The 13,818-nt window shown below is 39.4% G+C and carries 11 protein-coding genes; all 11 read right to left on the bottom strand.

The window, feature by feature from the left end:
- Window positions 1-62: 62 nt before the first annotated feature.
- The 11 genes from ACFO3G_RS00735 to cbiB all read right to left on the bottom strand — a co-directional run bounded on the left by ACFO3G_RS00735 (window position 63) and on the right by cbiB (window position 13,815).
- Window positions 63-491, bottom strand: coding sequence for a DUF5606 family protein (locus ACFO3G_RS00735; protein WP_380077049.1), 429 nt, complete (start codon window positions 489-491; stop codon window positions 63-65).
- 130 nt (window positions 492-621) lie between these two features.
- Window positions 622-1,227 (bottom strand): dephospho-CoA kinase, encoded by a 606-nt coding sequence (gene coaE / locus ACFO3G_RS00730; protein ID WP_380077047.1) that lies wholly within the window; start codon window positions 1,225-1,227, stop codon window positions 622-624.
- Window positions 1,228-1,238: 11 nt separating this feature from the next.
- On the bottom strand, window positions 1,239-2,264 hold the full coding sequence (locus ACFO3G_RS00725) for a CdaR family protein (protein WP_380077045.1): 1,026 nt from the start codon (window positions 2,262-2,264) through the stop codon (window positions 1,239-1,241).
- A gap of 121 nt (window positions 2,265-2,385) precedes the next feature.
- Window positions 2,386-2,724 (bottom strand): preprotein translocase subunit YajC, encoded by a 339-nt coding sequence (yajC, locus tag ACFO3G_RS00720; RefSeq protein ID WP_380077043.1) that lies wholly within the window; start codon window positions 2,722-2,724, stop codon window positions 2,386-2,388.
- A 173-nt stretch (window positions 2,725-2,897) separates the two neighbouring features.
- The gene (locus ACFO3G_RS00715) at window positions 2,898-4,205 is read right to left on the bottom strand and encodes an Ig-like domain-containing protein (RefSeq protein WP_380077041.1); all 1,308 of its coding nucleotides are present in this window, start codon (window positions 4,203-4,205) and stop codon (window positions 2,898-2,900) included.
- Window positions 4,206-4,606: 401 nt separating this feature from the next.
- Window positions 4,607-5,959 (bottom strand): dihydroorotase, encoded by a 1,353-nt coding sequence (locus ACFO3G_RS00710; RefSeq protein ID WP_380077039.1) that lies wholly within the window; start codon window positions 5,957-5,959, stop codon window positions 4,607-4,609.
- Window positions 5,960-5,986: 27 nt separating this feature from the next.
- Window positions 5,987-6,727 carry a polyprenol monophosphomannose synthase gene (locus ACFO3G_RS00705; RefSeq protein ID WP_380077037.1) on the bottom strand — a complete coding sequence of 247 codons (741 nt, stop codon included), beginning with the start codon at window positions 6,725-6,727 and terminating at the stop codon, window positions 5,987-5,989.
- 658 nt (window positions 6,728-7,385) lie between these two features.
- Window positions 7,386-7,547, bottom strand: a complete 162-nt coding sequence (rpmH, locus tag ACFO3G_RS00700) for a 50S ribosomal protein L34 (protein ID WP_380077035.1) — start codon at window positions 7,545-7,547, stop codon at window positions 7,386-7,388.
- 69 nt (window positions 7,548-7,616) lie between these two features.
- Window positions 7,617-8,213: a Maf-like protein gene (locus ACFO3G_RS00695; RefSeq protein WP_380077033.1), complete on the bottom strand. Its 597-nt coding sequence runs from the start codon at window positions 8,211-8,213 to the stop codon at window positions 7,617-7,619.
- A gap of 11 nt (window positions 8,214-8,224) precedes the next feature.
- Complete coding sequence (locus ACFO3G_RS00690) at window positions 8,225-12,769, bottom strand: translocation/assembly module TamB domain-containing protein (RefSeq protein ID WP_380077031.1); 4,545 nt, start codon at window positions 12,767-12,769, stop codon at window positions 8,225-8,227.
- A complete protein-coding gene (gene cbiB, locus ACFO3G_RS00685; protein WP_380077029.1) occupies window positions 12,769-13,815 on the bottom strand; it encodes an adenosylcobinamide-phosphate synthase CbiB in 1,047 nt (348 codons plus the stop codon). The genes ACFO3G_RS00690 and cbiB overlap by 1 nt, the downstream gene beginning before the upstream one ends.
- Window positions 13,816-13,818: the final 3 nt, after the last annotated feature.

The following is a 13,818-nucleotide window of genomic DNA, read 5'->3' as shown; positions in this document are numbered from 1 at the left end:
AAAAGCCTGTTGTTTGTTCGAAAGGTCTTTCTTGCGAGGTCATTCAACAGGCTTTTGATGAGTTATTCTTCTTCTTTTTTGTTTTCTTTTTCTTCCTCAGGCTCAGTAAACTCTGTAATATTATTCCTTAGAAGAGCATTGTACCATTTGAGTAGTTTTGTAACATCGTTTTGATATACACGATCTCTGTCATAATCGGGAAGAATCTTTTCAAATAGGTCGAAGATCTCTTCCTTTGATCCTTTGATGATTGCGTTCTCAACAGGTTTCCCCTCTTGAAGGTCGTATAGAGCCTGCAGGACTTCCCCCAAAGGTTTGTCTCCATCTTCGACATACATTGATATATCGCCTAAAGAGATGATACGTTCGTTGGCGTATACTGCGTTTCTTCTGCCATTATCCAAAGACTCAACAATAATTGAGTTGTGACCTTGTGAGACCAATCTGAAAAGGCCTGGCTTCCCAGAGATTGATAAAATCTTCTTAAGCATTTTTCGTTCTTAATTATATATTTTGTCCAAATACAAATGTACTCAAACTTGGTTAAATAGCGTTGTTCTACAATTAAATCAAAGTAACTTATTGGGAAATCTTTTGGAGAAGATTATGTTTGTGTTCCTTTTAGTTGCCTATTGTATTGATAGTTGTCAGCATTTTATCCACTTGAGGAATAATCAAATCGTCACGATCATTGGATATAACGAAATCTGATCTGTCGATAATCTCCTCCTGCGACATTTGCGATCTGATTCGTGCCAAGATGGCTTCTTTGGGCGCATGATCTCTATGAGAGACCCGCTCAATTCGAGTCATCTCACTTGCTGTGACAGCTACTATGTGAGTTGCAACATCTTCAATCTTGGCACTAAAAAGTATGGCTGATTCTAAGGCTACTCCCGGGTAACCCTCTTTTTGTCTCTTCTCACGCCAGGATATAAAATCTCTTTTTACCTCCGGATGGACAATGCTGTTGACTAAGCGTATAGCATCTTGATTGTTGAAAATAATTTTTGCCAATGCTATTCGATCAAGCCTCCCTTCTAAATGTTCGGGATATATCTTTTGACCAAAAGCTATGATAAGTTTGTTTTTGAGACTTTCATCTTCGTTCATCAGACGCTTGGCTTCGCTGTCTGTGTCATAAACGGGCAACTCTTTGAGACGTAAAATCCCGCTTACTACAGATTTGCCACTTCCTATACCTCCGGTGATAGCGAGTGTAAACATAAAAATGTCTTTTATAACTTCTCTAGAATGAATTCAACCTTTTGAGGTTCTATCCTGCTACTGACCACCCAATCCGGTTTACTGACTACTTTGATTGGGAGTAGGGTGATTCCCGGATCAATCTCTCCGGTTGGACCTGTTGGATAACTGACGGCCAGTTTTATTTGCTCAGGAGAGAGGAGTTTGTATTTACTTTTGGGAAGCGTAATGTTGACAGATGCAACATTGGGAAGCAATCGTAAGTGAAATCCATCCGGGGCACTGTCAACATCAATGGGAAGTTCGAATCGTTGTTCTGTGAGAGCCTCTATTCCAAAGCTTACCCTTACATGCATATTCTCTTTGGCATAATCAATACCATATCGTTTGAGACTCTTTAAGGCTATATCCTGAACAAAGGGTTCGTGCTGCTTGCCGAGCCCCACACTGTCAATGAATACGGCATTGATGTTTTTTAGTGACTCTGCACTTCCAAATATACTGACTTCTGAGGGGGAAAAGCTAACACGACTCAATATGTAACCTTGATCGGTGATAGGTTTGAAATTCATTTTTACCGGTACTCTTTTAGAACGAAGTTCGTAAAGCGGTAGCGATATCTCTTGTGGAGAGGATGTAATAATACTAGTGGATGGGCTTAGTTGTTTTTGAAATTCTTCAATCAAAGCTTTTTTCCCAAGTAGAAGTTGCTTAGAACCCTTACCATGTAGTTTTACGTGGATTGGTTCAAAATGTTGAAACTCGTATTGGATAAGTTGAAGACCGACATCCTGTATTGTGAATACAGCCTTTTCCGGTGCATTCTGAGGATATCTAACATTTGGTGGAAGTTTGTCATACTCAATAGGCACCTCAATTTGTGTGTGATATGTAAGTTGCAAGCTTCTAATCAGCCAAAAGGAGAAAGCAAGTAGGACAAAGCCAATAAATGTCAGAAAACGGTGACTCTTTAGCCGTTTAGCACCGCCCTCTAAATCAAAATAGCCCTTCTTGTCCCCTTTTCGACCAGATTGTGATGTGCCCAAATTGAGATCCATTGATATGTGTCGTTATACGATCTAGTTAAGAACACTGTTGCAAAACAGTCGTTCTTCCATAAAGCAAAGAGACGAGATTACATCTATAAAAATGCAATACGTCTCTTTGATATTATTCGTATTACTTACGCTCTGTGTCTGACTCAGCATCCGAAATCGTAAGATAGACAGATGATTTATCTACTCGAATGCGAACATTGTCTGCAATTTCTATGATGAAGTCATTCTCCTTTGTATCCTTGATAGTGCCATGGATACCTCCGGCTGTAATCACTTTGTCGCCTTTCTTCATCGCCTCCCGTGCTTTTTGGAGTGCTTTCTGTTTCTTTTGCTGGGGACGAATCATGAAAAAGTAAAATACTACGACGATGACAAGCATCATGACAATCATAGACCATCCGCTACCGCCACCTGCCATCTGAGCAGGAGCTTGAGCATCTAATAAAGGAAATAGATTCATTTTGTTGCTTTTTTCTTATTGGTTTATCCACAAAGGTAAAGAAAGCATTCTGTACATACAATATGTATAAGGCTAAGATTGTTGCAATAGAAAAGGGGATATGCCCATCTTGAGCATATCCCCTTCGTCTTCCATTTTACAATCTCAATTGAGATATCTAATGAAGAGATAGATTAGCGTCTAACAACCAATTGGAAGTTGTTCTTAAGAGGCTTAATAACTTGTGCCTTGCGAACTGTAAGAGCTTGGGGAGCATTTTGAGCCGGAGTGTTAGAGATAATCTGGATTTCATGCTCATATGCATAGTTGTCTTTTCCTCCCTTTTCATCTGTAACGACAATTGTCCATCCATCTTTGCTAATCCAACCACAAAGTTGTGCTTCATTCTTTCCGTAGTATTCCCATCCTTCAAGAACTTTGTCAAAGTATGGTTTCAAAACAGTCATTCTGTCGCCATTTGCACCAGCGAGCATACCTAAAGATGCTTTGTTATCACTTGTACTCCAAGAAACACCGTACATAACTACGTTTATATGTTCGCATTTACCAACGAATGCAGAAACTGGTTTTGAAAAACCAAGTTCAAGACCTTCTGTAAGTGTTCTGCCAGCAGCTTTCTCGTGTGCAGTAACAGCATCTCCAGGGTTGATAGAAAGGATTGGGAATTCTTTATCATTCGGAACGAAGTCCGGTGTTCCACTACCTTGTTGACCACCACTTTCTCCAAGATTCATAAATGCACCCATTTCATCGCAACCAAGATCCTGGAATGCTTGAGCTACTTTAGGAAATTTCATATATGCAACTTTTATAGATTCGTTTATATAAGCTGTGCTACCATTTTCAAGTGGCATAGCTTCAAATCCGTTTGCAGTGAGGAGATCTACAATCTTACTACTTGAACAACCAACAAGAATAAGATCAAATTTACCGTTGTTTAGACCATATACAACACCCTTTACTGTTGAAAGATCTTTGTTTGCAAATACAGGAACAGGATCTTGAAGACCTACTTCAGGCAAAGCTGCTTGTGTCATAGTTCTTGGCACTTTCTCTTCGTACTTTTTTATTTCTGCTTCATCATTGTCAAAAATAAGTCTTGGCAATTCGTTTACTTTACCTGTTTGTGGGTTATCACCACCACCATTTTCCTTCTTTGTAACTGTTACATTGAAAGTGACAGATTTTCCCTTTGCAGTTGCTGTTACAGTGGTTTTACCTTCAGCTACACCTGTGATTGCTCCATCTTTTACCGTAGCCTTTGTTTCATCGGCAGAAGCCCATGTAAGAGTTGTACCTGCAGGTCTTACAGCAACCTCTGCTGTTACTGTTTCTCCAACCTTTACAGAGATTTCGGTACCCTTAGGAGCTGTAATCTCCACGTCATTTTTGTCGTCGTCATCGCTACCGCAAGACACTGCGAAACCAGCAAGAGTCAATGCTGCTACAGCTGCGATTGCATACTTAAAAAATCTTTTCATTTTAACTTTTGATTAGTAGTTATACTTAAAAAAATAAATATCTTTTTTGAAAGATTGAAGAACTGTTCTAGTCAATTCTCATCGTTCATTGTTCTCCATATGGCTTGCGCTACCACAAAGCTAAATAATTTTTTGATAAGTCAAAGTATAATAAACATCAAAAAATGTGATATGGTTGACTAATCGTATGTCAAATATACTATTAGATGTTGTGATAGGTATACACTTAAAATCTATTTTGAGTTAATTGTGTGAGTGATTGGTTAAGAACCCCTTTTGTCCCGATTGCTGACTGTTGGTCTGTTTTTAAGATGAATGTATTGCATATTGTCTGTTGTTCCTTTCTTTACGTATCCTTAACTACCTATTAAACAAAGGTTTTAATGGAATACAATGAGATATTAGTAGCCAAATCTCACAGCTTCAATCTCTGGCCTTTTGTGAGAATGAATTCCATTGGAAAATGCGAGACACCCATTGACAAAAGTTTTCTCAACTGAGTGTGCAAATATATAACCATCAAAAGGTGACCAAGCACATTTAGAAAAGACTTTATTGTCAGTAACTCTATGTGGCTTATTTGGGTTTACTAAAACCAAATCTGCTTTATACCCAGGACGAATAAAGCCTCGATCCGGTATTCCAAATAGAATAGCCGGCCTATGGGCCATCATATCTACCACATTCTCATAACTGAATATCCCCTGTTTGACCATCTCCAGCATTGTAAGCAGAGAGTGTTCGATCAGTGGACCTCCACTGGCAGCTCTAAGGCAAGAACCTCGCTTCTCTGACCAAAGGTGTGGCGCATGATCTGTTGCTACTATATCTATCTTGTGATTTCTTACGGCCTCTCTTAGAGCATCACGGTCAGATAAGCGCTTTATTGACGGATTCCATTTGATCCTATTGCCTAAAGTCTTGTAGTATGAGTCATCAAACCATAGGTGATGTACGCATACTTCAGAAGTAATACGCTTCTCTCTGAGTGGTATATCTTTTCTAAAAAGGGATAGTTCTTTTTCTGTTGAAATATGTAGAATATGTAGGCGTGCATCGCAGCGTTCTGCAAGCTCAGCCGCTTCAGCGGAAGATCTGTAGCAGGCATCTGCCGAGCGAATCAAAGAATGAAACTCTATTCCAAGATTTTCTCCAAACTTAGAAATGTAATAAGCCTTGTTTTTACGAATCAATTCTTCTTTTTCAGCATGAACAGCAATTAGAAGGTCTGTTTCAGAAAAGATTCTTCTCAGAGATTCTTTATTGTCTACCAGCATATTGCCTGTGGAGGCTCCCAAAAATAGTTTCAGCCCGGGAATACTATGCCTGTCAATCTTTTTAATCTCATTTATATTGTCATTGGTTCCACCAAAAAAGAATCCATAATTGGCCCAACTGACGTCTGCCGCTCTCTGCATTTTTGCTTGCCAAGCCTCTATTGTTGTCGTTGTAGGCTTTGTATTAGGCATATCCATAAAGGTTGTTACGCCTCCAGCTACTGCTGTGCGACTTTCGCTTTCAATATCTGCTTTGTGGGTAAGACCGGGATCTCTGAAATGGACTTGGTCGTCTATGCATCCTGGCAGTAGAAGGAGCCCTTTACAGTTGATTATGACATCTGACGAAGAGACCATACAATCGGTATCAAATTCAGAAGATGCTATCTTAAGTATAGTGTCATCCTCGATAAGTACGGATCCATGCATTCTACTGTGATCGTTTATGATCATCGCATCTCGAAGAAGAGTTTTCATTGAAAATGGATGTTTGGTTTGGTAAAACTAAAATCTCTTACGTTTTGGAAAATTTTTAAACATATGCCAATATCTAAGTTTAAGGACTCCTGTAAATGCCTCTCCAAAGATAGAACTGTTCATTTTTGAAGTTCCCAATCTACGATTTACAAATGTAATAGGAACCTCCTTTATCTTGTAGCCAAGGCAATAAGCAGTATATTTCATCTCGATCTGAAAAGCATATCCCTTGAAATGTATCGAATCTAAATCTATCGACTCTAAAACCTCTCTTTTGTAACAGACATATCCTGCTGTCGTATCATGAACATTCATCCAGGTGACTATTCTAACATAGACAGAGGCAAAATAAGACATTAATATGCGACCCAAAGGCCAGTTTTTTACATGGCCACCTTTGATATATCTGCTTCCAACCGCTACATCATATCCCTGGTCATGACAAGCCGTATAAAGCTCCGTAAGCTTTTCAACCGGATGGCTAAAGTCGCAATCCATCTCAAAAATGTATTTGTAGTCTCGTTCAAGACTCCATCTAAATCCTTCTATGTAGGCTGTACCCAGACCAAGTTTACCTGCACGTTCAATCAAAAAAAGCCTATCAGGATATTGCTTTTGGTAGTTCTTTACAATACCTGCTGTCCCGTCAGGCGAATTGTCATCAACAATCAGGATATCGAATGGTTTAGGAAGTGACATCACCTTTTCAATCATCAAGGCTATGTTCTCCTTTTCATTGTAAGTGGGTATAATGATGATACTGTCCATATTATTTACATCAAAGGATTAAGAAGTCGTTTTCCAATAGATTGATTAGACCCAAACAACTCCCAATACTTAGCAAAGATATAAAGAAAGATAAGATATTGTTCAATACTTTAAAGACTTAGATAAGACATTTTATGTGGCCTTTGGATGGCATTGTCCAGATAGAGCAAAATGAGCGATGCATAATGGAGTAATTCCAAGAACTTAATATGTAAAATGGCATCAGATATTAATGAATGGAAGAAAGTGTTATTGCTAAAGAGAGACCTATTTAGAGGTTGTTTTAACCCGGATTTGTCGTTAGATGGCAGATTCTAATGACCGTCATTTGAAATTATTATTCTTAATACATTATATATCATCGTTTTATAATCTTATAAATTGTCTGCTAAATTTTTCCACCATTTTGGTGCGATGTGATAAAGGGAAAAAGGGATTTGAATATTTGAATGTATGTGGTACTCCGATGTTCTATCTGCATATTTGGGATAAATTGTTTTCTAAGAATTGTCTCTCTAATGACATCTTCGGATTAAGGGGTCGTGTTTATACATTATATCTGTATGCCACAAATCTTTTCCTTATTTTTTGATCAAAAAAATTGGGGAAGACTTTTTCCTTCCCCAATCGTTAGATTCATTAATTTCAAATAACTTGCTTATCTGACAGACATGTTGTACTCGTCAGAAACAGTTAGTTTGGCACGACCTTTAGAACGGCGAGCAGCTAGTACTCGACGACCATTCTTAGTTGCCATTCTTGAGCGGAAGCCATGTTTATTCTTACGCTTCCTGTTTGATGGTTGGAATGTCCTTTTCATCTCAGTCTATATTATTTATTTATTTTATTCTCAGCACTTATGGGATGCAAAGGTAATGAATAAAGTTTATTACACAAAGTTTTTGAGTGAATTAAACAGTTGATGTACCGGCAATCCCATCACGTTATAAAAAGACCCTTCTATCTTTTGTATTGCTACATAGCCAATCCACTCTTGTATGCCATAAGCCCCTGCTTTATCGAAGGGTTTATATTTGTCTATATAATAAGTTATTTCTTGAATTGGAATCTCTGCAAATGTAACAAAAGATCGAGAAGAGAAAGATTGTTGTTCTCCAAGTTTTGTAAGACAGACACCGCTTACTACCATATGTTCCCTTCCGCTTATTTTCTGAAGCATCTCTATAGCGTCGGACCTGTCATGAGGTTTGCCAAGAATTTCGTTGTCTATAATGACTACAGTATCAGCTGTGATTAGGAGTGTATCCTCTCTCATCTCATTTTTATATGCAGAGGCCTTAAGACGTGCTAAATACTCGGGCACATCCACTGCATCGAGACCTGGCGGATAAATTTCGTCAATATCTGGCATGGGTTTTTGCTCAAACGAGATATCCAGTCCTTGCAAGAGCTGTTTTCTACGTGGAGATTGAGATCCCAATATAATGTGGTAGTTTTTGAGTCTTGTATAAATATCCGGTTTCATATAACAATGCCTTATTTATAGATGATAGTTTCTTTTTGTTTGGATTTAGATCGATTTTCTTTTCTAAACCACTTTCTCATAGGCTTGGGGAATAACTCTATAAAGCTGTCAAAGTCTTTTTTGTACATGATTCCAAATCCCCAGGTTGATGAGGATTGCTTGAGGTATTGGTACATATTGTTGTAGTGGTTGTATGCTTTCAGTATGATACTTCCGGATTTATTGAGGCTGTATTCGGCATCAAATTCTCCCACATATGTTCCTTTTAGCATCGGGTTTTCTCTATATCCGAAGTTTCCGTTAACCTTCAATCTATTGTCAAATAAAGATCCGCTCATTAAAAGCTCCATATCTGTATTGGCGTATTGTCCGGTAGGTGTCTTGATCATTGTTCCAAATCTGAAGTTACTTCCAAATTTGCTTAGAATGTAGGATAGCTGATCCGACAAGTTGGTGGCAGCGGCTGAAGCTGCTATGTCAGCTGTATTGTCAGAGGCATTGAGGTTGTTGATACTGTTGAATCGACCTGTCATGATAAGGTATGCAACCTGCTTTGACATTTCGTCTTCGGTGTTGATAAATGCATGTACTCTTCTCTGAAGTTCCGCATCACTACTTGGAAGGACGATATTAAATCCCACATCGGGTCTTTTGATTGCTCCATCTACTTCGAGTACACACAGTAGTGGTACGGATGATGTGTTTTGTGACAGAGTATTGAAGCTTTCGTCAAGATCAGCCAAGTTTGTTGTCAACTTATAGTTTGCCTTTAGGTTGATAGTTGCATCCATTGGATCTCCATAGAACAATATCTTACTTCCTTTTTCAAGGTCGAAGTTCTTACGAATAATGTTTTGGAAGTTGAATTGATAGGTCCCATCCAAGAGACTGAGCTTTCCGTATACATCGGTTTCTGCTTCTGAATTGTAATCAATTTTTAGGTTCCCTTCTGTTGTTGCTACAATGCCGTCAGAATTTGCGTCATCCAATACCAACTTTACTTTTGCTTTTGGTGTGATATCCAGTTGGAGCGAAATGGTTATAGGCATGGATGAGGCAGATTGCTCTGATTGTTTGCTTGTAGAATCTTTAGTTGAGGCGGGAGCATCGAAGTCAATAAATTTCATCAATCCGGTTTTGGAAGAAACTGTTGGCTTCATGAAGTTTAGGGTCATATCCGATCCTTTGTCTGCAGTGAGAGCTCCTCTTAAGGTAAAGTCATGTTCGCTGCCAATCAATGATGCTTTTCCTGAAGCATATGCAGCTCCATATATGAAGTTGTTTTTGGCCTTTGTAACATTATAAACTTGTAGGTCATTGAGATTATCTGCTTGCAAAGAATAGACAAAGTTGTCGAATCCTTTGTATCCCACATGTCCATTAAATTGTCCCTTATGACCCTCTTGATCTTTTACTTCGAAGTCTGTAAAATCCATTGAGACCGGTGTAAACTTGGCTCGTCCATTTAGTGTATAAACCACATTGGTATAATCAATCCCAAACTGTAGATTACGAGTTTCTGCTTCTCCTTCAAGCCCGAGACAGCTAAATGGACCAACCAACCGGATCAGACCGGTAGCATTGCCACTAAATTTGCTGCAAAATCCCGACAACCAGTAGTCTATAAAATCTATTTTGAGGTCGTGAGCATCAAAGTTAAGTCTCAGCCCGGCATCCTTTCCGACCGGCTTGATAAAGCCACTGACGTCTGCATATCTGGCGCTATCTTGGGTTACGGTAGCTGTCAGTACAATTTGCTGTGTGTTTTTCTCCCAATTGCCATGACATTCTATAGCCCCGACATCTCTTCCATTCACTTTAAATGCTTCACTTGTCAAGTTGGCTTCCATAATCTGCTCTCCATAAACATCCGAAATTGAAGCCTCTCCCGTAAGCTCGGTTTGTAAAATGTCAAATGAGACGCCTGCGGCACTGAGTGCGTACAATAGGTCGATATGGTTTAGTTTGATGTTTAGTCGATCATCGGGGTTGTGTCCCAGTTTGCCTTGCACATAAAGTCCTCTGCCGGGAGCTTTTAATTGAAGAGCAGAAACTTTTACTTCGCCCCCTATTATATCCACTTCTGATGGCTCCAAATCCCAATAGATATTGTTTAGGTAAAACCTGGATTTGTCTATTTGTATATTCCATTGTGGCTTGTTGTTTGGATTGGTGTATTGGGCTTTGGCTATGATATGTCCATTGTCTTTGTTGCCCGGACGGTATCCCAAATCAATTTTCCCAACGATATCTTTATCCGAATCCGACAATAAACTTATTTTCCAGTCTTTAGAAGTGAGGCTATCCTTGTGTTGAATGTCTCCTTGACATTGGAGTGCCGCTTTATGGTCATTAACCTTAAGGAGAGCTTTAAGATTGTGAAAGCAAAGACTTCCTCTCCTTACGGAATCCATCTTGATATTAACATCAAGCAGGGATGGAGATTTATAATGTGTATAGAGATCAATATCCGATACAAATTGAAGTGGCATATTGATGTATTTCTCCAAAATGGCAAGGTGCTTACCTACATGTACATCTGCTTGAAATTGAGCATTTTGCGATAAGGCGTGAGGAAATTTTGACTTTATCAATCCTTGTGGAAGAGCTTTTGTTAGGGCAGAAGTAAAGTATGCCGGCAATTCGTTTAAGGGAAAGCTACCTTTAACTAAGGCTGATAGGTAAGGAGAATTGACCCCCATACTTAGGCCTCGTCCTTCTCTAAGGAGGTAGGCATCAAAGGGAGCTAAGTCCAGTTTCTCCTCCTTAGGTAACTTAAACAGCATTTTGGACAATGATACTTGCCCTCCAATTTTATCAATAGATAAAAAATCATTGATATATCCTTGAGCATTGAATGAACAGGTCGTTTTGCGAAGCCATTCGGGAAGTTTCTCGAATTTGTTCAATGCAAATTCTGAGGATTCGATGTCAAAGTCTAATTGAGGTTGTTTTTGATGCATCGAATATGACAAGTTTGCTTGAACATTGGGTTGCTTGCATGTTACGAGAGCTTTATACCCTAAGTTGTCCGAAGTGAGGTTGATAGTGGCATCATTGATATTTAAGTATTTGTAAATGCCATTGCGGATAGAAACATCTAAATGTCCTCGATAGGGAACTTGTTTGATAAGTGTATGATCTGAATGCTTTGCTGCTACTTTTATTGTTGCATCCAAGAGGAGGGGTTGGCTTCCGTATGGGGTGTACGACAGGATTGACTTGTTGTCTATATTGAGCATTCCGTCAATAGCTGATGGATAAAGGTTTTTTTGCGAGAAGGCCAAATCAATGTCTCCCGATAGTTTACCGAGTCCTGTCAAGAGTTCTGTATAGAACTTATATTGAGAAGCTGAACGTCCTTCGTCTACATGGCATTTGAAGTCGATAAATCCTAAAGGAGACAGATGCTGACTGATTTGATAAGGAATCAACTCCGCTGTAATCTTGTGAAACAATGACCTGTTTATTTGCAGGCTCAGGTTTCCCAAAGAGAGTCCATTGTGACTTAATAGACTGCTAAGGGAGTCTTTGCTTCTCGGGATAGAACGGGAGCTTAGGTCTTCTATACTTAGATTAAAATTCGGGTAGTTTATTGATAAATCATTCAACAAAATCTTATCCTTCTTTACCTGCCCTTTTAGGGTCAAAGAGCATAGATCATCAAATTCGGATAAGGGCTCAAACCAACCTTTCAAATCGGATGGGGTGATATTGGCTGTGAGATTGTCAAAAGAAAAGGTCGGAACACCACTGTTTTTTTCTCCAAGATTCATTTCCAACAATGGAAGGTTCAGATGAGAATGAGGGAGAGACAATGCCACGTCATTTAGTTTGAGGATTTGATCAACAAGACTAAACCTTCCGGCAAAATCTCTTACTTCAAAAAGATCTCTATTGAGGTTAAATGACATATGCCTCAACTCTCCGGAGATATTATGAGGGTAAATCCTAAGTTTTCTGACCTTTAGGTTCAGATTCTTGGCAAGATATTTTCGTCTTTTATCTAATGGTATATAGGATAAGGAGGTATTTCTAATGATAATGGTATTGATACGAAGACGCGTTTTAGAGGGATGATTGGGATCTCCTTTTAGAAGTGTAATGATAAAATCTGCATTGAGCCGTTGGTCTTTTAGGTGATATAGGTTGATATATCCATCAAAAAGACGAGCCGATCTAATGGTTATCTCTCCGGTTTTGATGAGTTGAATCCAATCCAATCCCCCTTCGAGTCGTTTTGCTTGCAATAGTGGTTTGTCCTGTTGGTCTTTGATCTCTACTCCTGAGAGCCCGATTCGACCCAGTGAAGCAATATACACCTTGTCCAACCTTACTTCAGTCTTGAGGGTGCGACTTAGATACGATGATGACTCTTTAGCCATCCAATGTTGCACTGATGGAATGTTGATTAATATCAGGGGAAGAAGGTAGAGAATAAAAAATAGAATAGCCAGGAGCCATGCCAAAGGCTTGAACCAACGAATTATTCGCTGATGCAACTGCCTTCTGAAACGAGAAGGATGCAAAGATATTTTCCCAAGTTTCTTCTTCATTACAATGACATAACCGAAAGCCAGACAATGAATGCAATGACTATAAAAGTCAAAATAGAAAGAAATTCCGCCCTTTGTGCAAAGTGGATGGATTTGTTACAATCCTTGGTGTCCACCAATCGTTCGTTTATCCCTATATAGGGTTTATAGACCTCTTTGCCAAAATAATTGTGAGGGCCGCCGAATCTGCAATTTAGAAGAGAAGCCATTGCAGCTTCCGGATATCCACTGTTGGGACTGAGATGGGCTCGACCAAATCTCTTTACAAAAGACCAGTTGCCAAGAGCCTTAGCGGACAACAGAAGCATGATAGCTGTAATCCGTGCAGGTATGTAGCCCCAAATATCGTCTTGAATGGCTGAGTATCGTCCATAGTCGATGTATCGATCGTTTTTGTATGCTACCATCGAATCAAGAGTATTGACCATCTTAAATGCTGTCATTAGTCCAACACCCAACGAAAGAGGTAGCACTTCTGTGGCAAGTGGATAGACCAGATGAAGCAACAGTCCTAACAATACTCCACCAAAGAAATAAAATATAGGAGCAATGACTCCGTCGTTTAGATTTTCGGCAAGTGTTTCTAATGCTGCGATACGAATCTCTTGAGGTGAGAGCTGCGAAGTGTCTCGCCCCACAATCCTGGCAACTTGTGCTCTTCCGGCATCAACAGAAAGATCTACGGCCTTGAAGACCTGTTTTACTTCTCTAATGAGGCTGGTACCTGCAAGGCAGTAGAATATGAGTATAATAGAAATGGCCACCCCCAAAATGGGGATGGTCGAATAGGCACTATAAATTATTGCAATCGTGACTAAAAGCACGCCATAAGTTAGGACAAATCCCATCAATGCGCCGTGAATCCTTTTCACATGAGCTTCGGATGATGTGCGATTAGCCCTCTTTTCCCAAAAAGAAATCAATTTGCCATATCCGACCACAAGATGCGGAAGAGAGATTGGGTCTCCAAAGATCCTGTCTAAGATCCAGGCAAATGCAAAACATACTATAGGTACTGTGAAATAACTTATATCTGCATCAAACATTCT

Source organism: Falsiporphyromonas endometrii (assembly GCF_042654485.1).
Taxonomy (GTDB): domain Bacteria; phylum Bacteroidota; class Bacteroidia; order Bacteroidales; family Porphyromonadaceae; genus Porphyromonas; species Porphyromonas endometrii.
The sequence above is the reverse complement of the archived record's forward strand: the minus strand, read 5'-3'. Positions and strand labels throughout refer to the sequence as shown.

Excerpts from the sequence above, each read along its gene's own strand:
- ACFO3G_RS00705 (WP_380077037.1), bottom strand. The coding sequence starts at position 6,727 with ATGGACAGTATCATCATTATACCCACTTACAATGAAAAGGAGAACATA.
- ACFO3G_RS00735 (WP_380077049.1), bottom strand. The coding sequence starts at position 491 with ATGCTTAAGAAGATTTTATCAATCTCTGGGAAGCCAGGCCTTTTCAGA.
- rpmH (WP_380077035.1), bottom strand. The coding sequence starts at position 7,547 with ATGAAAAGGACATTCCAACCATCAAACAGGAAGCGTAAGAATAAACAT.
- yajC (WP_380077043.1), bottom strand. The coding sequence starts at position 2,724 with ATGAATCTATTTCCTTTATTAGATGCTCAAGCTCCTGCTCAGATGGCA.
- coaE (WP_380077047.1), bottom strand. The coding sequence starts at position 1,227 with ATGTTTACACTCGCTATCACCGGAGGTATAGGAAGTGGCAAATCTGTA.
- cbiB (WP_380077029.1), bottom strand. The coding sequence starts at position 13,815 with ATGTTTGATGCAGATATAAGTTATTTCACAGTACCTATAGTATGTTTT.
- ACFO3G_RS00695 (WP_380077033.1), bottom strand. The coding sequence starts at position 8,213 with ATGAAACCGGATATTTATACAAGACTCAAAAACTACCACATTATATTG.
- ACFO3G_RS00710 (WP_380077039.1), bottom strand. The coding sequence starts at position 5,959 with ATGAAAACTCTTCTTCGAGATGCGATGATCATAAACGATCACAGTAGA.
- ACFO3G_RS00725 (WP_380077045.1), bottom strand. The coding sequence starts at position 2,264 with ATGGATCTCAATTTGGGCACATCACAATCTGGTCGAAAAGGGGACAAG.
- ACFO3G_RS00690 (WP_380077031.1), bottom strand. The coding sequence starts at position 12,769 with ATGAAGAAGAAACTTGGGAAAATATCTTTGCATCCTTCTCGTTTCAGA.
- ACFO3G_RS00715 (WP_380077041.1), bottom strand. The coding sequence starts at position 4,205 with ATGAAAAGATTTTTTAAGTATGCAATCGCAGCTGTAGCAGCATTGACT.